The following is an 18063-nucleotide window of genomic DNA, read 5'->3' as shown; positions in this document are numbered from 1 at the left end:
ATAAAATGATGTGTCCTTGATGCGTGATCCCGGGGCAATGCCAGGAAATGGCCTGCTGTACGGTCTGGAATCGGCTCTGCCTCACGTATATAATACCCTCTTGTTTTTTCATCCGGGGATACTGTCATGAAGCAATTCCAGCTATGGGGCGTACGTTTTCTTTCAATCATTTTAGGGGTTGCCCTGACATCGGCATGGGCCGATGCCGCTGAACTCGATGCCTTCAAGGGCATGCGCGGGCAGATCGACATTGCCGGCGGCACAGCACATATCCCGGTCATGAAAGACGCTGCAAGGAAGATCATGCAGTCCAATCCGGACATCCGCATCAGCATTGCCGCAGGCGGCTCCGGTGTGGGGGTGCAGAAGGTTGGCGAAGGGCTGGTACAGATCGGCAATACCGGCCGGGCATTGTCGAAGGAGGAAGTGGCAAAGTACGGCCTGAAATCCTGGCCCTTTGCACTGGACGGTGTGGCAGTGGCCATTCATCCCGGCAATGGAATTGATAACCTGACCCCGGCACAGGTGCGCGATATCTTTGCCGGTAAAATCACCAACTGGAAAGCATTGGGCGGACGTGATGCGGCTATCCATCTCTATACGCGTGATGAAGCCAGCGGCACACGTGAAGTCTTCTGGGAAAAGCTGCTGAAAAAAGGCACGATCATCGATACCGCCAATGTGGTGACGTCCAACGGCGCGATGAAAACCGCACTGGCCAACGACCAGGATGGCATCGGGTATGTGTCGATCGGCCATATTGACCGCACCATCAAGGCACCGACACTGGATCAGGTCTCTCCCACCCAGGCCAATGCCCTGTCCGGCAAATACCCGATCGTGCGCAAGCTCTACATGAACACAAAGGGTGATCCGGATGCGCTGACCGCAGCGTTCATCAATTATGTGCGTTCTCCCGCAGGCGAGCCGATGATCAGGGCCGCCGGATACCTGCCAATCCAGTAAAGATGGTCGCCAGGCTGCTCTTTTGCGCTGCCGCCCTTTCAGGGCTGACCGTCCTGGCGATTTTCGGTTTTCTGCTGTGGTTTTCTTTGCCGCTCTTTCACGGCGGCATGCTGCTGTCACTTTTTTCCTGGCAGTGGCGGCCCACTGAGGAGGCATTTGGTATTTTGCCGATGGTGGCCGGATCGCTGTGCCTGGCTGTATCTGCCATGCTGATCGCCTTTCCTGTTGGTGTGGGGCTTTGCGGATTCATTCACGGCATCGGCCCTTCCCGCCTGGCCCGGCCATTACTGGGCATCGTGCGTTTCATGACCAGTATTCCGACGGTGGTTTACGGGCTGGTTTCAGCTTTTCTGCTGGTCCCTCTCTTGCGCGATGGTTTTTCCGGCTCAGGGTTTTCCTGGCTGGCAGCATTACTCACGCTGGCGCTCCTGGTATTGCCGACTATTGTGCTGGTGCTTGATAACCAGTTTCGCCTCCTGCACGAGGAAATGCACCTTTCTGCGATGGCGCTCGGGCTCTCACGGGCACAGCAGTTTCTCCGCCTGACGCTGCCGCTCTCGCGGCACGGGTTATTGATGGCGCTTGCACTTGGTTTTGGCCGTGCGATTGGCGACACGATGATTTCACTGATGCTGGCTGGCAATGCGCCACAACTGCCGCATTCGCTGCTGGACTCGATTCGCACGCTGACCGCACATATTGCCCTCGTTGTGTCGACTGACAGCCAGAGTATGGCGTATGGTTCGCTCTTTGCCTGCGGACTGATGCTGTTTGGCGTGTCGGTGGGGGTCAATGTGGTCCTTTACCGTCTGCGGCAGACAAACAGCAGGCAGGGGGAACGCTATGTCTAGGACTTCGCGCCTGGAAAAAATGGCCGCCATCGGTTCGTGGCTGTCGACAGGCGCTGTCCTGATGGCACTGGCCGTGATGCTGCTTTTCCTGCTCGTCAAAAGCGCACCGGGGTGGTCGTCTGCGCTCTTTTTCGGTGATACTCCCGCTCTGGACGCCCTCTTTCGCGGCGCGCCCGTGTTTGACGGGCTATGGCCAGCCTGCGTCGGCACGCTGGCACTGGTGCTGCTCTCGATGGTGATTGCCATTCCGCTGGGGGTGGCAACCGGGGTTTACCTGGCTGAGTACTCCCACGGGCGTTTTCGTGATGCCCTGTCATTTTTCGTGGATGTGCTGGCCGGCATGCCGTCGATCCTGGTCGGGCTTTTCGGCTTTGCCCTGATCCTTTTTCTGCGCAAGACAGTTTCCCCAGATGCCAATACGGGCCTGGTGCTGTCCGCCCTGTGCCTTGCCGTGCTGGTACTGCCCTATCTGATCAGCACAACACGCCTTTCAGTAACCGCATTGCCGATTGGCTTGCGCCTTACCGGGGCAAGCCTGGGGCTTTCCCACGACCAGATCGTCTGGTGCATCCTGCTTCCGGCGGCGCTGCCCGGTATTTTCAGCGGCATTATCCTGGCTATCGGCCGGGCGGCGGAAGATACGGCTGTTATCCTGATGACGGGGGCAGTGGCAAATGCCGGTACACCTTCCTCGCTCACGGGCAAATATGAAGCCCTGCCCTTTCATATCTATTATCTGGCAGCTGAGCACCAGTCACCGGCAGAGCTGACGCAGGCATTTGGCGCGGCGGTGGTGCTCCTTATCCTGACGGGCCTGATGTTTGCCTGCGCACGATGGCTGCAAAAACGGCTTCAGCAGCAATGGAAAACCGGAGGTGCCGCGTGACATCTGCCGCGATACGCCTGGAGCATCTGTCTGTCCTCTTTTCCGGCAAACCGGTGATCGACGATATCAGCCTTGTCATTGCATCCGGCGGACCGACCTTTCTGCTGGGGCGCTCGGGCTCAGGCAAGACGACGCTCCTGCGCGCGATCAACCGGCTCAACGAATGCTTTCCCGATTGTGAAACACGGGGCAAGATGAGTGTACAACTGGGCGGTGAATGGGTGGATGCCTATGGGCGGGATATACCGGCGGAAACCCTCCGGCGGCGCGTCGGCATGGTGTTCCAGAATCCGAATGTGCTGCCGCTGTCGATCACGCGCAATATCAGCATGCCGCTTGAGGCGACCCTGTCGCTTTGTACTTCGGAAAACCAGGACCGTATTGAGCAGGTCTTGCGGGATGTGCACCTGTGGGATGAGGTAAAGAACCGCCTTTCCTCTCCCGCGGCAACGCTCTCGGGCGGCCAGCAGCAGCGCCTGTGCCTGGCGCGGACGCTGGCTTTGCAGCCAGAAATTCTGCTGCTTGATGAGCCGACAGCCTCGCTGGACTTCAAGGCAGCACGGCAGATCGAAGACCTGCTGCTGGAACTGAAAGCGCGTTATACCCTCGTTGTGGTTTCTCACAGCTTGAGCCAGGCACACCGGCTGGCCGAGCATGTGCATGTGCTGCATGAGGGCAGCCGGATAGAAACCCTGCCGCCCGATGTATTCAAGGACAGGGAAGCGCTTTTTGCGGCGATGGGTGAACTGATCTGACAACCGGCAGGAAGACTCAGCCCGCCATCAGTTTTTGTGCTGCGGCACGAAAATCGGCTTCAGCGATACCGGATAATTCCAGCGTGCGGGCGTCCTGTGCACAAAGGAAATTGCGATGGATGGAGCGTTCGTACAGCGGATCGTAATGATCGGCCAGCAGTTCATCGATGAGGGTTTCCATTTGGCCTGACAGGGCAAGCTCGTGCCAGTGGGCGATCCTGTCGTTCCCGTGCAGCAGGGTCAGGCGGGAGAGCCGTTCGTTCAGCCACAAGGGATCGCGCACAAAATGCACATAGTCTTCCATCAGCAATCGCATGCGGTTTGGACGGGAAAGGTTCACCGCCGTACATTGCGAGGCGCGGATGCGTTCCATCAATGCTTCCGGTACGCGCAGCATGCCGACTTTCTTACTTTCGGATTCGACAAAAACCGTGCGGGCCGGATCAAAGCGACGCAGGGTATCCCACAGGTGGCTTTCAAAGCATTTCTGTGAGGGCTGCGGCTCTGCGGGAATGTTGCCAAGCACTGATCCGCGGTGGGCCGCGAGCTGCTCCAGATCGAGTACCTGCGCCCCCTCACCGGCCAGTACCTGCAAGAGGCGGCTTTTGCCGCTGCCTGTCGTGCCGCAGATGACATTGAAGGTGTAGTGCGCAGGGGTTTCATCCAGCGCATCGATGACCTGGCGGCGGTACTTTTTGTAACCGCCCTCAAGCTGTTCGGCATGCCAGCCGATCCTTGACAGGATATGCGCCATGGCGCCGCTGCGGTTGCCGCCGCGCCAGCAATAGATCAACGGCTTCCATTGGCGCGGCATGTCGATAAAGCGCTGTTCGATATGGCTGGCAATGTTTTTGGCAACAAGCGCCGCACCGACTTTTTTGGCCTCGAAGGGATTGGTCTGCTTGTAGAGCGTACCCACCCGTGCGCGTTCTTCATCGTTCAACACCGGGCAATTGATGGCGCCGGGAATGTGGTCTTCCGCATATTCGGCGGGGCTGCGCACATCGATGATGGCATCGTACCGATCAATGCGGGCAAAGAAATCGGTAACGGTATTTACTGCGAGGTATGGCATGGGTTATTTCAGCAGCGGCTGACTGCCTGCTATTGGCAATGATCAAGGCACCAATATAGCCCTGGAAGGCATGGCTGTCAAAGCAGGCCGCCCTGATGAGATAAAATGTCATGCAACACATTTTCAGGATGAACCATGACTGCTGAAGAACAATCCTGGTGGTTCTGCTGGTGCCACCACACCAAATTCATCGCCCACCAGGGCGTGGTTTCACGCGGCTGGATAGGTGTCAGCGAGCCCTTTGCCAATGAATCTTTCTGTATCGGGATGGCACAGGAAAAGGCAAGCTCACTGGGGGCAAGCTACCTGGCCTTGTGGCCGATTGCGGCGGCAACAGCAGAGGAAGCTGTCGATAAATTCATTGCGCATTTCCGCGAGCGGTATACCTGATTCGGGAGCACCGTGCCGGATACCGGGCAAAAAGCCGGATGGACGGGGAAACACCTTACAATACGGCAGCAAAAAAGGCGGCACGCCTTTCCTGGTCACTCAGGTCCATCATGTGCATGTGGTGCTCCATGGCACGCGTAGCCCTGGAATACAGGCGAAAATGGCTGCGCACGGTTGAGACTTCAATCACCACCCCGGAAAAGTCCAACGCTTCACAGCTTTGGAAAACCCCTTCTGACGCCGGATCACTCACCCGTTTTTCTGCCACATTCCACGCCGGGCCAAAATACGCAATCAGTGAAGCCTGTGCCATGCAGATTTTCTGGAATTCGCTCAAGGGATGGTCTTTTGTGGATAGGAAACGCGCCTCCTGCCTGTCTGTGCTCTTTGGCTTTAACGCGCCGGGCATGGGAAGCAGGTCATAGGGAAGATACTCAAAGGCATAAACAAGGATATCGTCGTCAGGCAGCGCCTCACGCATGGCGGCAAGCAATCCCTGCAGGGAGGCATCCCTGCGGACACGCTCGAAAGCGGAAAGCGCTGTCCCCTCCTCATATACATTGCCTGCGTACAGGACTTCCAGTTCATTGACCCAGCGTTCCTGTTTCACGATGTCCGGATGCTGCGAAAGGCCATGTGCATAAAGCCTGCGAACCGGATCGCCCTGCCCGTTGATGGTGTGGATTTCCCGGTGGGGAAAAGGCGAAAGGACGATGGCGGTTTCATTGGCCTCTAACGGATAGTCGAAGGAAAAAGGGATGGTGCGCGTCTGGCCATCTACACGGCAGAGCAACTGGCAGGCAATATGGCTGCCCTCGACGGAGAAATGTGCCGGATCAAAGGCAAAGCGCGGACGGCGGCAGAAAAGGATCACATGGGCAATCGACAGCACCCGGTTGATCGCTTCGCCGAAATTCATGTTTTCGCGGAGTTCGTCGGCGGGCATGGCAATGCCTCCCCAGGAGCGCAGGTGAAGGCTGAGGTCGGATAGCGGTTTTCTGGCAGTATCGTTCATCGTATGGTGTGGGAAAAGATCTGGTGGATGGGCTATTCCCCTACTGTATCGAAAACTGCCTGCCTGCTGCAAGTGATTGTGGCAAAATCGGCAAGAAGGAGACGCCAATTGATCAATGGCTGACCCTGATCAGGTATTTCAGATCATGGCGGGCTTTTTTCATCTTTGCCAGATGTTGGGGAAGATTTTCAAACACATCGGCCGTCTGCTCTCTCAGCAGATACTCGCCCTGGCCAACAGCATGCAGTAATCGCTCTCCGGTGGACATCAGCTCATGAACCTGCTCGGGGTTTACGAACCGGTGAAAAGCGCCCAGCGCGATTTCGTGAAGGGATATGCAGGTGGTAAACGGGGCAACCGGATTTTTTTCCACGCGGTCCTGCACGGCAACAAGGTGCCCGTAGTAATCCAGCAAACCAGCCAATTGCGTGGCCGCCTCCCCGCTCACCATGTCAAAGGCGGCATGAAAACCGGCCGGCCTGATCTCCCCCAGATTATGCAGCCAATCGGGATCGCGGTAATCCACTGCATGCTGCACGCCCAGCCGGATCAGATGTTCATGATGCTTTTCGCTGGCGGTGACCACAAGGTGAGCGCCTTCTTTGAGCAGCAACTGGGTCAGGAAATACCCGACCGAACCGCCTGCGCTGTTGACCAGCACGTTTTTTCCTTTCAGGGAAGGTGTTTTTTGAAATGCCTGCCAGGCGGTTAATGAGGGACAGGGAAATGCCGCCGCATCCTCATCACTGCAGTTATCAGGCACACGCATCAGGGTATTGGCTTTCATGCGGATATGACGGCTGAAGGAACCGTTGCGTGTCAGATCCGCGTGATAACAGACGCGCATCCCTTTTTCAAGGTGGCAAACATTTTCCCCCAGGGCGGTAATAATGCCCATGCCATCCACGCCCGGAATATGCCTGTCTTTCCACTCGGGATGCCCCCACTCGATCAGTTTCCAATCGACAGGATTCAAGCTGATGATCCGGTTTTCGACCAGCACCTCATCTGCTGCCAGATTGCCAAGCTCGACGCTTTCAAGTATCAGATCGGTTGGTTCTCCTTTTTCATGCCAGCACCATGCTTCGGTTTTCATATTTGAGTAAGTCTTGTTATTAGCCCTGAAAACTTTATCATATAAAATATCTCATCAAGGTCGGCTATATCATCAGATCAGATACATCAAAAAAACAAAAAAAGGCCCACATTTTCATGTGGGCCTTTTCGTATTCTGGCTCCCCGACCTGGGCTCGAACCAGGGACCTGCGGATTAACAGTCCGTGGTCGGGAAACGTTCAGTGTCTGGCTTAGTTATGGGTTAAAAATTAAGTCACAAAACTAAATCCATGCAATTCCGGTAGGGAGTTTAATCAGATGAATTTCCAATGTCAACCCCTACCGCCCACTTTAGTACCCCTCAATTACCTGTGGGAGGTCCTTAAGGTGCTCCCCATAGAGGGTCACATACTGCTGAGTGGTCTGGATGTTTCGGTGGCCCATGAAGGCCTGTATCTTGAAAGCATCCACACCCTTGGCAGCTAATCTACTGGCTACCGTATGGCGTAAGGCGTGTAAAACAAACTCCTTATCATCCTGAAAGCCCAGGGCTTCCCTTGCCTTAGCAAAGTGCTTATCTGCTGAGTGCACCGTAAGCCCCTCAAAGGGGTTCTTAGCTCCCCTTGGGGTTTCTCTGAGTGCCTTGAGCACCCTCTCTGTCATGGGAATCTGCTTGGGACTGTCTGCCTTGTTCTTCCAGATAAACAGCATGTTCCATTCCCACTTAACATCTTTATTGACATCAAGCTCCAGCATTTCAGACAGCCTACAGCCGGTATCAAGGAGGCACTCAACCAGCTTCCTCATCCGGTAGTTGTCCTGAAAATATGCAAGGAGGTTTTCCTCTTCCTGCTTATTCAGGATACGCTTCCGGCCCTGCCTTGGTTTCGCTCTGGGCATTTTATAAGGGGACAGCGGGTGCCCCCAGTTATAAGCCGCAGCTTCAATTAAAACTGACAAGAGGGACAGCCTTTGGTTTACTGTTGACGGGCTGATGTCTGGGTTAGTTTCCCGGAGCCACTCAACATAATCAACAGCGCGTGGCCGTGGAATTTCTGAAAGGTCCGCGTGTTCCCCAAAGTAAGCTGCCAAGGCCCTGAAGTTCCCCTCCAGTGTCTTTGGGCTCTTGCTGGTTCTCCACTGTTCTCTTTCCCTCATGCACCTGATAAAGGCCTCCCTCAGGCTGACTGTCCGGGGCTTTAACGGTTCCTCTAGAGAGACTGCTGGGCCTGACGAAACCTCCTCACGAAGGGCCTCAGGCACCCTCAAGGTGGCCTCTCCCCTATTACGAGTTTTCAGAGACTTCCTGATCCTCTTTCCACATGGGAGTGTTGTGTCAACCCACCAGATACCATTACGCCTAATCAACATTATTGTCCCCTCCTTTCACACTTAAATGATTTAAAATTCTATTTAGTGCTGATTGGCCCCTCTTTGTTAAAGCGATAGTCCTATATCGCCTGTCATCGTCGTATTCATAGTTGGTTAGAAGTCCTAACCGAGAGAGCAACACCACATTTCTAGAGATGGTGGCCTTGGGGTATCCCAAAGCCCTGCTCAATTCAATGTGGGTCATTTCACCACGCTGGGCCACTTCAAGGAACACAAGCATTCTTGGCATAGACAAGTCAGAGTTATTAAACTCCTTTGCCATGGCCTGAAGTGCCCCCTGAAGGTTCCCTACCGTCCTGCTGTAGTTTTCTGGTGCTGACATAATGGTCCCCTCTAAAAGAAGATAACTTTAAAGATGCAAAGGACATTTGTAAACAACCCATTTCCACAGCCCGGACGGCAATCACAGGACAGCCATAGCCACGATAACGGCCACAACAAAGGCAATCACGATGAACGTATCCACGTAGCTGTCTCCAGCTTCAGGTGCCCCCGTAGTATCTTCCACGTGCCCCACAATAAGGTCTTTGTAAGTTTGTTTATACATGCTATTAGTCTCCTTAGCGAAACTATTGGTTAAATGAAGCGGGCCGCCTGGGCATGATGAAGGTGCTCAGCTACAGATTCCTGAAGCTGTTCCCCAAACTCCATAACATCGTATTGACGCTCTGGGCCTAATGCAGCTGTCAGTAAAGAGGCGTTATATCGGCCTGTGCTGGCACCTGAATATTGGTTGACCATACTATCAATAATGATCTTTTCCATGTTCTTTTCTCCTTTAGTATTGCGTTTCTCACCAACTCCCCAAAGCCTGCAATCCCCAGCGGCTCTTAAATCCCAGCCAACCACACGAACCCTTTTAGTTTCCTTTCGCAGGGCCTCCAAAGCTGCCCTAATGGTTGCCGGTGGTTGTATTAGGCGGACTGCGAGTGCCTGGACGGTTCTGGGGGATTCCTTGAGTAGATTAAAGATGCGGCTTTTAATGTCTTTGGGTGTCATTTAAATTCGACTTGATTCAGACACTCATTTATGCAAATAGCTGCCAGACGGTTTTCATCTGGTTGCAACCACTTGGCATAGAACCCCTCAAGGCCTGCCAGTGTCAGCTCCCTTTTCGCCCTACTAAAATCGGCCAGCTCTTCCAGTGCAGCGTTCATAGCAGGTGTTTGTTTAATATCTTGCATTTTGTTATCTCCTTTAGTTGTTAATCATCCCAGCGAAGCTGTGAAATGATCTCTTGTAATTCTTCAGCCTTTGCCCCCTGCCTTAGGGCCAGCACAAAATGCCGATTGTTTACTGCTTGGTTTCCTGAAACTATAAGCTGGTGGACTTGCTCTTCCAGAGTGTCTCTCAGGATGTTTCTTTGGGCGGTGCTAAGGTTTTTCATTAGTGGTTCCTTTCTCACACTTCAAAACCATCAGCGGTATACCGCCGGTCTATGTAGACATTCATCAGGAAATCCCTTGCATCAGCTTCAGTTTCCTCTACAGGCTCCCCTGTAGCATCATCTATAAGTGGTGGTTCGGATTCCAGATAGTTGTCTATGGCTGTCTGCTGGGCTTCACTACTCAACTCCCCGAAGTCAAACCCGGTGCAGCTTCTTTCTACAATGTCCGCAGAGGCAAGCCACAGGAATTTGATTTTGTTTTCCTCATGATCTGTTACATCCCAGTCGGAATACTCGGAGACCACATCACGCAAGCTGTTTTCATCCATCTGGTCCAGTTGCGTCTTTATCTCGGGGGCCAGCATGAGGGCCTTTACATCTTCATAACATTGCCCTGAGTGGTAGCCGTAGTTTGCCTGCTCAAGTGTTAGCTGTATTTCTAAACGTCCACAGCCGGATACATGCCAATATTTGTGTGTGGTGTTCATGGGTTACCTTTCGTTATCTCTTTTGACTTGCTTTAAGTGTTCTCTTTCCATCTTCCGGAACCACTTCAGTTTTTCCTTGATATCTCTTTGGAGCCACTCAAGGTCACTTATGATCTCGTTTACAGCAAACTCGCTGTCGTAACAGTGGGAGTCCAGTTTGTTGATGATTTCGTTAATCACGGCTAGCCTCTTAGGAATATCTACCGGCAATCGCAGGAACCCTTACAAGGTCTACAGGTGTCTTAGCCTGCTGGTAAAGATATCCTGAGTAATCACAAAGCCACAGCCTTTCTTTACCTGCTTTCCATTCCTCAAGATGTTCTGAATCAGGGCGACATCCCTCTGGGGTTTCATGCACTTGGATATCCACCCGCCCGGTTTCGTCACAAGCATTGATGAGAACGCTTTGGCAATCTTCATCACTCGAAGGATCAAGGCCTACGAAATCCATAAATTGCTCTATGGCTTCCCGTGGGGTATTCCCGTAGAAAGACTGTGCGATGTATGTTGAATAACCAGAGCTGAGAATACAGCCCTGTTCAAAATCATCCTGTTCAGCAGTCTTGTTGATGCCGTCAATAACGTAAATCGGTCTGTCCATTTTGATTTCTCCTTTTGGTTATCAGTAAAAACACTCACAGATGCCCCTAAGGTGTCTTTAGAGGCATGAGAGAGGGCTTTAGTAGCAATTCCAAAGTTCTTCTAAAGCCTCATCAATACCGATGTTGTCTATGAAGGGGGCTTCCACAGCCTCCCCTCCCCAATAACCCTCTACATAGCCTGTCTGGGTGTTAATCCAGATGTTTGGCCCTCCAAAAGCCACCAGCACCCGGGCCGCAAGATATGTACGGTTCCCATCGACTATGTATTGGATGTCCAAAGCGTCTTGGAGATAATCGAGAGCGTCCATAGGCTCACCACATTCATTTAGGTAGTCTTCAGGGAAACCTTCAGTGAGGTGCTGGGCAATTCGGTTGACGTGGTTTTGTAATATTGGGTCCATGATGTGTTCTCCTATTAATTAGTGTCTTGCCATTTACCAGCCACCTTCACAGAGACAATTTCACCGGTCTCGTATGCGATGGTCAGTACAGTGTTTTGATACACCCGGGCAGATTCAGCGGCCCTTTTAGCTGCTGTGAGGCTTCTTGCGCTGAATCGGGTGCCCTGCACTTGGCTGTTGATGTTCTGTTGTTCTTTGAAGATGTATACGGTCATTTAAGGTTCTCCTAAGCTGTTATTGTTGGTGGTTACTTTGTTACTATTACACCATTATCAATAGTAACTTTGTTACCAGTCAATAGGAGAACGGAAAGAATCCTTGACCTAGATCAAGAATCCTTAAAATAAATGGTAACTATGTAACTACTTGCTTTGGGTGAAGGTAGCCAGCTTTATGTTCAGCAGTTCCCATCCCATGAGGGGCATCTTACGATGTTTTGAGGATGTAATAGGGTCGCACCAGCTATGGACTGTAGCAAGTTTGACATGCAACAAGTCAGCACACTGCTGCCGGGTAATCCCGTGCAGCCTTAGGAGGTTCTTTAGATCATCTGGGGTAGGCTGTTTCATTACAATCACTGTACAAAAGCCTTTGACATGTTGGATATAGAGCTAGTAATCTCTTGTAAATGATTGAGGCGCATCGCATATAAACAGCCTGCTTCCATGTTGGCTTTATTTTTCTGTTCTACTGTTATTCCCCAATAAAACTTACAACGGGCTATAGAATCTGTATCAAAGGATTCAAACCAAACTTTAGCTCTGTTCTTATTCTCTTGTGCTGGCAAAAGGCTAATAAGTGCGTCCCTATTTAGCATAATCTGGGCATCCACGACCGCCAGCTCTTTACGAGCGCATTTTCCGTACGCGCTTAGCCCTTGCTTACCATCACACACAGCCTGCCCCCAGGACAAACTAAAGACACTCATTAGAACCCCTAAAGCTACCCAGCGTTTAATCATGATCTTATCCCCCCTTTAATAGAGAATAAAATATAGCACAAGCTGGCCCCCGTGGATCATCAGACTATCTACAGTAACCGACTGTGACAGCCATGCCACCTCTTTAGTGTCTCTTTGGGTGTCTTTTTAATTAGAGGCCCGTAGAGCGCTTTTAATGCTTCAGCGCAGGGTAGTAGCCTGAGGTGTCTTTTGGAGGCTTCTAGGGGCCTTAAATAGTCTCTGAAGGGGAACTAAAGTGGTACTGAGGTGGTAGTGAGGCTCGAAAAACGCAGATAGAAATAAACAGGTGAAAACATTCTCAATAATACCCGACTAAACTGTAGGGTTATTCGAAAAAAGGAGGGATAAACTAAGCTATCTCTAGCCTGTCTACCCCTCCTGAGAGAGTAATTCGGTTGCTTAACGGATTGTTAGTCCGTGGTGAGCATAATAAAAACAAAGACTTAACGCTCTACAGTATCAAGACTGTGACTAGAGACCATCCCCAGCCCCTTCAATCGCATCATCAGGCTGCCTTCACGTGGCAACCATGGGCACCCCACGGGGGGACTTTCGGGGTCCTGAGCTCATCAGAGGGTTCTCAGATTTTTATAATAAATTATTCTGGATCATGGCCCACCTCAGGACCGCAATAGACCCGCTTTACGGCCAGCCTAAAGAGGACCATGAGGTGGTCATAGGAGAAATCTGGTACACGATGGGTGACTCGAACAACCGGCCACAGACTTATCAAGTCTATGCTCTACCAACTGAGCTAATCGTGCATGGCGAAGGGAGAAGGACTTGAACCTCCATCACTGGTTTTGGAGACCAGCGTTCTACCACTTAAACTATCCCCTCAGATAAATCTTTGGAACACCTACAGGGACTCGAACCCTGCCCCTCTGGTAGAAAGCCAGATGACCTAACCGCTAGTCTATAGGTGCTTTGTTTGATGATAATAATTATGGGAAAGCTACAGGGGCACCTATAGACATCTTTAGACATCTATAGGTATCTTTAGTACCCCTTAAGATATCTTTAGTATAACTATAGATAATCCCTATTCTTTCCCCTCTGTAGTGTCCCCTTGGGTACCACTTTTCTGGATTCCTTATTTAAAACAACACATTAAGCTGTATTCCAGATATACCTGTTTGAGTAGGTTTTAAAGTCCCCATAAGCATCCTCCAGGAACCTGTCCAGTTCCTCCTCAAACAGAGCGTCCTTATGCTCCTGCTCAGCGGTCTCCTGGTCTTTACCCATGTATTCGACCCAGTAGGCCACAGCCATGGCTAAGACATCCAGCCTATCGTCCTTTGGCAGTGAACCACGGTCTCTTGTGATCCTGGTCATCTGGTAGAACAGCTGATACTTGTGGTACTGATCCTGTCCATAGCTGTTGTAGTTCTCATAGTCCCTCTTGATGAGTCCTTCATCCACAACCAGCTTGTGCTGATTCATGACAGGCTCAAGGGTATCAATGATCCTCTTTTCCTTCTGGATACTGCTACGGACCTCCTCAGTGGAGCATGGGTATATCCTTGTCAGGAATGGAGTGAGCAGCTTAAGAAACATCCCATCACCAAAGTTACTTTCAACCAGGATGGTGTTGGCCCCATACCGCTTAGCTGCCCTCGCAAGGTATTCAAGGTTCTCATCTGAGTAGCCCCCTCGGAGGCCCCTACACTCCCTCAGGTACAGCCAGCCATTGAGCATAGAGACCACAGCAAAGGCCAGCTCATCACCGCCTCTACCAGCTGGATCAACAGCCAGGACTGTTCCTTGGTACTCAATGAAGTCCTTACTGATAAAGATAGGTCTGTGGAGCCTGTCCCCCTGTAGACCAACCACAGGTAGGTCTGAGCGTATCTGCTCGCCTCCTGAAGCCCATGATAGGCTGACAGGGGCAAGGTCACTACCAATGCCACCCATAACAATGAGGTCTGCCAGCTTCAGCGGGTACCTGTCGGCATCACTTGTGCTGGTATCCAGCATGAACTGCATGGCGAACCCAGAGCGACCATAGGAGGCTTCACGGGCCAACAGGTCCATGTCAGGGAACCTAAGGGGTTCTGTAGGGGCTCCACGGCCTTCGAAGGCTGTCATGAGGTCCGGAGACCGGGCTACATTATTGAGAATGAATGGAGCAAGCCTTCTCCCATACTTCTCTATAGCGGACTGAGATGGGTACCGTGCAGGCCACACATAGAGCCTGTAGCCGCGCTCCTCAAGCTGGTTATAGAGGCTCATCTCTGTCTGAGGAGTCCCCAGGAAGATGATCCTTGAAGTTGTCTTAGGAGTAAGAATTGCATCAAACTCCTTGACTGAGTTAGCCAGCTTGTCTCGCTGTGCCTGTGTCAGGGAGTTGTTTGGGACCTCAATATCATCTGCCACGACAACATCAGCACGGCTACCGGCCATCTGACCAGTGATCCCCACGGACTTAACTGAGGGGGCATGAGCTGCTGCTGCGGGTCCCACGTCAAAAGCAATGTTTGAATCACGCTGCCCTTCACGGGCCTTAAGGTGGTTAAGAATTGGCATCTCATAAATAAGACGCTTTGTGAATGTACTGAAGTCATCAGACCTTGACTTAGAGGCCGAGACAACCAGAATCTTTAGCTGTGGGTCACAGTACAGCAGCCACAGCACAAAAGCTGAAGTGATCCATGACTTCCCTACTCCCCTGAATGCCTCAATGATAATGCGCTGCTCCCCGTGTTGAAGGGTGTAGGCAATGTCATACTGAATGGAAGTGGGGTCTGGCAGGCCTAGGTGTTTCCACACCAGGTACAGAAAGTTCCTGAAGTCGGCCTTGAGTGGGTCATTAAGATCACTGGAAGTAGTTTCGATAGCGAGACTCTCCAATGGACATGGTGGCACCCACAGACCTCATTAGAGGCCCGTAGAGCGATTTAAATTAACTTGGGTAAGCAACCCTACGCGAGCTTATTTTGAGGGCTTAAAACGCCTCTAATCAGGTCGCGCAGGGAAAGACTTATTGGACAACCATAGGCTCCTTCTCGAAGCCTTCTTGGGAGGGGAACGGTAAGACAGTAGCGAGCTGTCCTAAGGGGGATGTAGGGACAGCCAGAGCTTCAATCCCATTGTCCTTCAGGAACTGCCTTGCCACATTCAGGATAGCGGCTGGAGTCTCATCCTTCTTAATTTCTGCAAGGAGTACCTCTGCAAGGGCCGTATGGAGTTCCCCAAGCTTCTCTTTTGGGGCTGCTTTAGTCATCTTCAGTTTTCCTTTCTGGTAGTTCTACAGTTTCCATGGGAAGACCAGCTCGGTATGCTGCGATCCTCCTAATGATGATTAGGGCTCGTGACCCAATATGACTCATAATGGCAACACAGACAGCCGAGCCAAGCTTAGGGACTTCCCCAAGTTCGCAGCCCCAAAAGGTGACCAAGCCTACAAATATGGCAGCCACAATGTCTGCTAACACCCGTCCCCACTTGATGTCCTTAAAGGCAATCTGTGAGTATTTTCCGGTAGCAGCAACAATACCGCCCATCAAAGCGATTGCCATATAGAACCCGTAAGTGGCTAGGGAATACAGCTGGGGGTCTTTTTCATCGGACATCAGTCTCCCCCCTAAACTCTGAAGGTAGGTGGGACCTTTTCATCTCGGACTCATAGGAACGGAGACAGTGGTCCTCTTCCCAGAAGAAGAGGCCATCAATAAGGATACCTAAGGCATACCAGTGTTTCTTGTGTTGCTGTCTCCAGGCACGAGAAGAAAGCGTTTCGTCAGCCCAGCCTCCCAGAAGTGCATTAAAGAGTTGGTCTAGAGCGATCAGAACCTGTTTCATGTAACAGGCCATTCAAATGGAGGCATTTCTGCAATGACTTCTTCCAATGAGGGAGCCTCACGATTACCTACAATCATCTGAGGGAGAACCGTGTTGAGTAGTTCAAGCGCCTTCGCCCAACATTGAGCATTCCAGTCCCGGATTTTCTCACCCTCAAGTGACCACTTTGGATTCACTGTGTTGCCGATATAGTTCCCTGCGGAAGTCACTGAGGCATACCCAGGGGTTCCATCAGGGCGCGTAGCGATTTGCCGATGAATCCATGTAGATAGTCCCGCATCCAAGAGTGCTTGGATTTCCTCAATTGTTGGTGGAGGAGCCGGAGGGGGATTATCTGCTGCATCTTTTTCTGCTTCCCAGAGGGCAATTATGCGAGCATAAGCATCCAGCGAATAGAATGAGGTATTAGCAGGTTTTACACCCTGAGCATTTATCTTGTATTCAATTTCACCAGAATTACCATACCACTGCACGGCATGGATATTTGATGCAAGGCTTGTCATATCCAGTCCCTCAAAGCCCCTGCCATCAATCATGACAAGGCCGTTTTCGGGGACAATTGTTATTTGCTTCATTGTTTATTCTCAAAGGTTAAGGGAGGGCGTGGGGTACTACTCCGCATAAGTAAAAGGCTGGCTTCGTTGGCCTTCACCATCTCGTTACGGAATGATTCGACAGCTGCTCCAGTCTGCCGCTGCTGCTGGCTGTTTTCAATGAGAAGCATAGGAATAAAGCTGTCAACACATCCACAACGATCAACAGCTTCACCACTGTTTGGGTCAGTTCCGCGTATTCGTATATATTTTGGACATTCGTGCTCTACGATGATTTCCCGACAGGTTTTACTAAAGCCTGTGGCTGGGCAGCGGATATTCTTGTCTGGGAGGCTCATCAATCTTTCCTGGCGATGATGGCATCTACATACTGGACACCTAAATCAACAGAAACACCTGTTAAGCTGTGGGTGTGTGCCCCATTACCCCCCGCTGCTCCTGTGTTAGAGCCCGCCGGACGCGCGGATGTGCCGTCTTGGGAGGGGTAGCATGTGCTGCCACCTGCGGCAGTATAACTGTGGCTATGGCTTGGCATTTGTGCAACTGTTAGAGTTGTGTTGCCAATCGATCCGCTAATCTCTCTTAAGGTAAAAGCAGTTGTAAAGGGTACTGTGCCCCCCGATATCCCGCCAACACTACTCACAATTCGTAGGGCCTTATCATTATGGGTAATTACTTTTGTCCAGCCTGTAGGGGCAGTGGCCTGGATAAAAAGCATCTGGGTTCCAGATTCAAACGCCGGAGAGCTGCTCTTTAAATTTGGGGTGGTAATTGCTGTTTCCCCAAACTCCATCTGTAAAACGTAGCTTGCGTCACTGTCCTCAACAACAGTTACCGACACGGTGTTGTTAAGCAGGTCTTCTGCCTCCTCAAGTGCCTTCTCAGCCCTCTCTGCGGAGTCGGTAGCAATCGTTACACTGTCTTTCAGTGTTTCATACAGTTCTAGAAGTAAGTCTGAAGTTGTCTCTACCTCTGCTGCCGTTGCCCTAATCTCCGTAAGAACGACCAACGTTTCTTCCAGAATGGGGGCAAGGCGTTCATCCACAGCGGCCAGCGCCTCTTCAATAGCGTCATTGACTTTATCAAGGGCTTCTTGTGCCTTTGCATCAATTCCTTGGGAGACCTCAAGGGCCATCTCCGCTTGGTCTACTGTTTCTTGAACAATGTAAAGGTAGAAAATATTTAGAAGGTCTAGGGGCTCTTCCCTAAGAAGGGCTCCGTCTACGAAATCAACAACAGACTCCTCCCTGGGTGTTATCCTGCGAACGACAACATCAGAGCCTTGAGGGGGTACTGAGGCTGTCTGGATTACTCCCTTATTCAGGAATGTGAAAGAGACTGGAACCTTATCGACCTCAACATGAATATGTTCAGGGGCTAGGAATGGGAAGTGAAATGTGAAAACATTCTGAGACCCGTCCACATTTTCATAGGTAACGTAGCTGTAAGCCACCATGGTTCTCCATATAAAAAGACCACCCGA

General features: G+C 51.5%; 25 protein-coding genes and 3 tRNA genes. 5 read left to right on the top strand and 23 right to left on the bottom strand.

Annotated features, from left to right (window positions below; translation table 11 throughout):
* Positions 1–126: 126 nt before the first annotated feature.
* From NB640_RS12555 to NB640_RS12540, 4 genes are read left to right on the top strand one after another with little or no spacing between them, the layout of a single operon-like run.
* Positions 127–966, top strand: a complete 840-nt coding sequence (locus NB640_RS12555; protein WP_269309033.1) for a phosphate ABC transporter substrate-binding protein — start codon at positions 127–129, stop codon at positions 964–966.
* Positions 967–968: 2 nt separating this feature from the next.
* A complete protein-coding gene (locus NB640_RS12550; protein WP_269309032.1) occupies positions 969–1817 on the top strand; it encodes a PstC family ABC transporter permease in 849 nt (282 codons plus the stop codon).
* The gene (locus NB640_RS12545) at positions 1810–2703 is read left to right on the top strand and encodes a PstA family ABC transporter permease (RefSeq protein ID WP_269309031.1); all 894 of its coding nucleotides are present in this window, start codon (positions 1810–1812) and stop codon (positions 2701–2703) included. Before NB640_RS12550 ends, NB640_RS12545 begins: the two co-directional genes overlap by 8 nt.
* Positions 2700–3458 (top strand): phosphate ABC transporter ATP-binding protein, encoded by a 759-nt coding sequence (locus tag NB640_RS12540; protein WP_269309030.1) that lies wholly within the window; start codon positions 2700–2702, stop codon positions 3456–3458. Before NB640_RS12545 ends, NB640_RS12540 begins: the two co-directional genes overlap by 4 nt.
* Positions 3459–3474: 16 nt before the next feature.
* On the opposite strand, the gene mnmH is transcribed toward NB640_RS12540, so the two are convergent.
* The gene (gene mnmH / locus NB640_RS12535) at positions 3475–4533 is read right to left on the bottom strand and encodes a tRNA 2-selenouridine(34) synthase MnmH (protein WP_269309029.1); all 1059 of its coding nucleotides are present in this window, start codon (positions 4531–4533) and stop codon (positions 3475–3477) included.
* Between the two features lie 135 nt (positions 4534–4668).
* Between mnmH and NB640_RS12530 the strand changes: the two genes are divergently transcribed.
* Positions 4669–4923, top strand: a complete 255-nt coding sequence (locus tag NB640_RS12530; protein ID WP_269309028.1) for a hypothetical protein — start codon at positions 4669–4671, stop codon at positions 4921–4923.
* Positions 4924–4978: 55 nt separating this feature from the next.
* Here the strand turns inward: NB640_RS12530 and NB640_RS12525 are convergent, their stop codons facing one another.
* The 22 genes from NB640_RS12525 to NB640_RS12420 all read right to left on the bottom strand — a co-directional run bounded on the left by NB640_RS12525 (position 4979) and on the right by NB640_RS12420 (position 18036).
* Entirely contained in the window at positions 4979–5938 is a 960-nt protein-coding gene (locus NB640_RS12525) for a hypothetical protein (RefSeq protein WP_269309027.1), read from the bottom strand.
* Between the two features lie 112 nt (positions 5939–6050).
* Positions 6051–7034, bottom strand: a complete 984-nt coding sequence (locus NB640_RS12520) for an alcohol dehydrogenase catalytic domain-containing protein (protein ID WP_269309026.1) — start codon at positions 7032–7034, stop codon at positions 6051–6053.
* 311 nt (positions 7035–7345) lie between these two features.
* Positions 7346–8365 carry a tyrosine-type recombinase/integrase gene (locus NB640_RS12515; protein WP_269309025.1) on the bottom strand — a complete coding sequence of 340 codons (1020 nt, stop codon included), beginning with the start codon at positions 8363–8365 and terminating at the stop codon, positions 7346–7348.
* Entirely contained in the window at positions 8355–8708 is a 354-nt protein-coding gene (locus NB640_RS12510; RefSeq protein WP_269309024.1) for a MarR family winged helix-turn-helix transcriptional regulator, read from the bottom strand. The genes NB640_RS12515 and NB640_RS12510 overlap by 11 nt, the downstream gene beginning before the upstream one ends.
* Before the next feature lie 81 nt (positions 8709–8789).
* The gene (locus NB640_RS12505) at positions 8790–8933 is read right to left on the bottom strand and encodes a hypothetical protein (RefSeq protein WP_269309023.1); all 144 of its coding nucleotides are present in this window, start codon (positions 8931–8933) and stop codon (positions 8790–8792) included.
* Between the two features lie 29 nt (positions 8934–8962).
* A complete protein-coding gene (locus tag NB640_RS12500; RefSeq protein WP_269309022.1) occupies positions 8963–9385 on the bottom strand; it encodes a hypothetical protein in 423 nt (140 codons plus the stop codon).
* The gene (locus NB640_RS12495) at positions 9382–9570 is read right to left on the bottom strand and encodes a hypothetical protein (RefSeq protein WP_269309021.1); all 189 of its coding nucleotides are present in this window, start codon (positions 9568–9570) and stop codon (positions 9382–9384) included. The genes NB640_RS12500 and NB640_RS12495 overlap by 4 nt, the downstream gene beginning before the upstream one ends.
* Before the next feature lie 20 nt (positions 9571–9590).
* Positions 9591–9773 carry a hypothetical protein gene (locus tag NB640_RS12490; RefSeq protein ID WP_269309020.1) on the bottom strand — a complete coding sequence of 61 codons (183 nt, stop codon included), beginning with the start codon at positions 9771–9773 and terminating at the stop codon, positions 9591–9593.
* A 14-nt stretch (positions 9774–9787) separates the two neighbouring features.
* The gene (locus NB640_RS12485; RefSeq protein ID WP_269309019.1) at positions 9788–10261 is read right to left on the bottom strand and encodes a hypothetical protein; all 474 of its coding nucleotides are present in this window, start codon (positions 10259–10261) and stop codon (positions 9788–9790) included.
* A 190-nt stretch (positions 10262–10451) separates the two neighbouring features.
* A complete protein-coding gene (locus NB640_RS12480) occupies positions 10452–10862 on the bottom strand; it encodes a hypothetical protein (RefSeq protein WP_269309018.1) in 411 nt (136 codons plus the stop codon).
* 78 nt (positions 10863–10940) lie between these two features.
* Positions 10941–11264, bottom strand: coding sequence for a hypothetical protein (locus tag NB640_RS12475; protein ID WP_269309017.1), 324 nt, complete (start codon positions 11262–11264; stop codon positions 10941–10943).
* A 14-nt stretch (positions 11265–11278) separates the two neighbouring features.
* Positions 11279–11479, bottom strand: a complete 201-nt coding sequence (locus NB640_RS12470; RefSeq protein ID WP_269309016.1) for a hypothetical protein — start codon at positions 11477–11479, stop codon at positions 11279–11281.
* A 359-nt stretch (positions 11480–11838) separates the two neighbouring features.
* The gene (locus tag NB640_RS12465) at positions 11839–12225 is read right to left on the bottom strand and encodes a hypothetical protein (RefSeq protein WP_269309015.1); all 387 of its coding nucleotides are present in this window, start codon (positions 12223–12225) and stop codon (positions 11839–11841) included.
* A 688-nt stretch (positions 12226–12913) separates the two neighbouring features.
* Positions 12914–12989 (bottom strand) — tRNA-Ile (locus NB640_RS12460).
* A gap of 1 nt (position 12990) precedes the next feature.
* Positions 12991–13065: transfer RNA gene (locus NB640_RS12455), tRNA-Trp, on the bottom strand.
* An 11-nt stretch (positions 13066–13076) separates the two neighbouring features.
* Positions 13077–13151 (bottom strand) — tRNA-Glu (locus NB640_RS12450).
* 184 nt (positions 13152–13335) lie between these two features.
* Positions 13336–15075, bottom strand: coding sequence for a phage terminase large subunit (gene terL, locus NB640_RS12445; RefSeq protein ID WP_269309014.1), 1740 nt, complete (start codon positions 15073–15075; stop codon positions 13336–13338).
* A 130-nt stretch (positions 15076–15205) separates the two neighbouring features.
* Positions 15206–15448, bottom strand: coding sequence for a hypothetical protein (locus NB640_RS12440; RefSeq protein ID WP_269309013.1), 243 nt, complete (start codon positions 15446–15448; stop codon positions 15206–15208).
* Positions 15441–15797 (bottom strand): phage holin family protein, encoded by a 357-nt coding sequence (locus NB640_RS12435; protein ID WP_269309012.1) that lies wholly within the window; start codon positions 15795–15797, stop codon positions 15441–15443. The genes NB640_RS12440 and NB640_RS12435 overlap by 8 nt, the downstream gene beginning before the upstream one ends.
* Before the next feature lie 225 nt (positions 15798–16022).
* Complete coding sequence (locus tag NB640_RS12430; RefSeq protein WP_269309011.1) at positions 16023–16601, bottom strand: hypothetical protein; 579 nt, start codon at positions 16599–16601, stop codon at positions 16023–16025.
* A complete protein-coding gene (locus NB640_RS12425; RefSeq protein WP_269309010.1) occupies positions 16598–16918 on the bottom strand; it encodes a hypothetical protein in 321 nt (106 codons plus the stop codon). Before NB640_RS12425 ends, NB640_RS12430 begins: the two co-directional genes overlap by 4 nt.
* Positions 16918–18036 carry a phage tail fiber domain-containing protein gene (locus tag NB640_RS12420; protein WP_269309009.1) on the bottom strand — a complete coding sequence of 373 codons (1119 nt, stop codon included), beginning with the start codon at positions 18034–18036 and terminating at the stop codon, positions 16918–16920. The genes NB640_RS12425 and NB640_RS12420 overlap by 1 nt, the downstream gene beginning before the upstream one ends.
* Between the last annotated feature and the right edge of the window lie 27 nt (positions 18037–18063).

It is taken from the genome of Oxalobacter vibrioformis, assembly GCF_027118995.1.
Classification (GTDB): Bacteria; Pseudomonadota; Gammaproteobacteria; order Burkholderiales; family Burkholderiaceae_D; genus Oxalobacter; species Oxalobacter vibrioformis.
Note: the sequence above shows the minus strand (reverse complement) of the source record. Positions and strands in the feature narration are given on the sequence as shown.

What these genes read in the sequence shown, in the direction of transcription:
- NB640_RS12555 (WP_269309033.1), top strand. Translation starts at nt 127, where the DNA reads ATGAAGCAATTCCAGCTATGGGGCGTACGTTTTCTTTCAATCATTTTA.
- NB640_RS12550 (WP_269309032.1), top strand. Translation starts at nt 969, where the DNA reads ATGGTCGCCAGGCTGCTCTTTTGCGCTGCCGCCCTTTCAGGGCTGACC.
- NB640_RS12545 (WP_269309031.1), top strand. Translation starts at nt 1,810, where the DNA reads ATGTCTAGGACTTCGCGCCTGGAAAAAATGGCCGCCATCGGTTCGTGG.
- mnmH (WP_269309029.1), bottom strand. Translation starts at nt 4,533, where the DNA reads ATGCCATACCTCGCAGTAAATACCGTTACCGATTTCTTTGCCCGCATT.
- NB640_RS12530 (WP_269309028.1), top strand. Translation starts at nt 4,669, where the DNA reads ATGACTGCTGAAGAACAATCCTGGTGGTTCTGCTGGTGCCACCACACC.
- NB640_RS12525 (WP_269309027.1), bottom strand. Translation starts at nt 5,938, where the DNA reads ATGAACGATACTGCCAGAAAACCGCTATCCGACCTCAGCCTTCACCTG.
- NB640_RS12520 (WP_269309026.1), bottom strand. Translation starts at nt 7,034, where the DNA reads ATGAAAACCGAAGCATGGTGCTGGCATGAAAAAGGAGAACCAACCGAT.
- NB640_RS12515 (WP_269309025.1), bottom strand. Translation starts at nt 8,365, where the DNA reads ATGTTGATTAGGCGTAATGGTATCTGGTGGGTTGACACAACACTCCCA.
- NB640_RS12510 (WP_269309024.1), bottom strand. Translation starts at nt 8,708, where the DNA reads ATGTCAGCACCAGAAAACTACAGCAGGACGGTAGGGAACCTTCAGGGG.
- NB640_RS12505 (WP_269309023.1), bottom strand. Translation starts at nt 8,933, where the DNA reads ATGTATAAACAAACTTACAAAGACCTTATTGTGGGGCACGTGGAAGAT.
- NB640_RS12500 (WP_269309022.1), bottom strand. Translation starts at nt 9,385, where the DNA reads ATGACACCCAAAGACATTAAAAGCCGCATCTTTAATCTACTCAAGGAA.
- NB640_RS12495 (WP_269309021.1), bottom strand. Translation starts at nt 9,570, where the DNA reads ATGCAAGATATTAAACAAACACCTGCTATGAACGCTGCACTGGAAGAG.
- NB640_RS12490 (WP_269309020.1), bottom strand. Translation starts at nt 9,773, where the DNA reads ATGAAAAACCTTAGCACCGCCCAAAGAAACATCCTGAGAGACACTCTG.
- NB640_RS12485 (WP_269309019.1), bottom strand. Translation starts at nt 10,261, where the DNA reads ATGAACACCACACACAAATATTGGCATGTATCCGGCTGTGGACGTTTA.
- NB640_RS12480 (WP_269309018.1), bottom strand. Translation starts at nt 10,862, where the DNA reads ATGGACAGACCGATTTACGTTATTGACGGCATCAACAAGACTGCTGAA.
- NB640_RS12475 (WP_269309017.1), bottom strand. Translation starts at nt 11,264, where the DNA reads ATGGACCCAATATTACAAAACCACGTCAACCGAATTGCCCAGCACCTC.
- NB640_RS12470 (WP_269309016.1), bottom strand. Translation starts at nt 11,479, where the DNA reads ATGACCGTATACATCTTCAAAGAACAACAGAACATCAACAGCCAAGTG.
- NB640_RS12465 (WP_269309015.1), bottom strand. Translation starts at nt 12,225, where the DNA reads ATGATTAAACGCTGGGTAGCTTTAGGGGTTCTAATGAGTGTCTTTAGT.
- NB640_RS12440 (WP_269309013.1), bottom strand. Translation starts at nt 15,448, where the DNA reads ATGACTAAAGCAGCCCCAAAAGAGAAGCTTGGGGAACTCCATACGGCC.
- NB640_RS12435 (WP_269309012.1), bottom strand. Translation starts at nt 15,797, where the DNA reads ATGTCCGATGAAAAAGACCCCCAGCTGTATTCCCTAGCCACTTACGGG.
- NB640_RS12430 (WP_269309011.1), bottom strand. Translation starts at nt 16,601, where the DNA reads ATGAAGCAAATAACAATTGTCCCCGAAAACGGCCTTGTCATGATTGAT.
- NB640_RS12425 (WP_269309010.1), bottom strand. Translation starts at nt 16,918, where the DNA reads ATGAGCCTCCCAGACAAGAATATCCGCTGCCCAGCCACAGGCTTTAGT.
- NB640_RS12420 (WP_269309009.1), bottom strand. Translation starts at nt 18,036, where the DNA reads ATGGTGGCTTACAGCTACGTTACCTATGAAAATGTGGACGGGTCTCAG.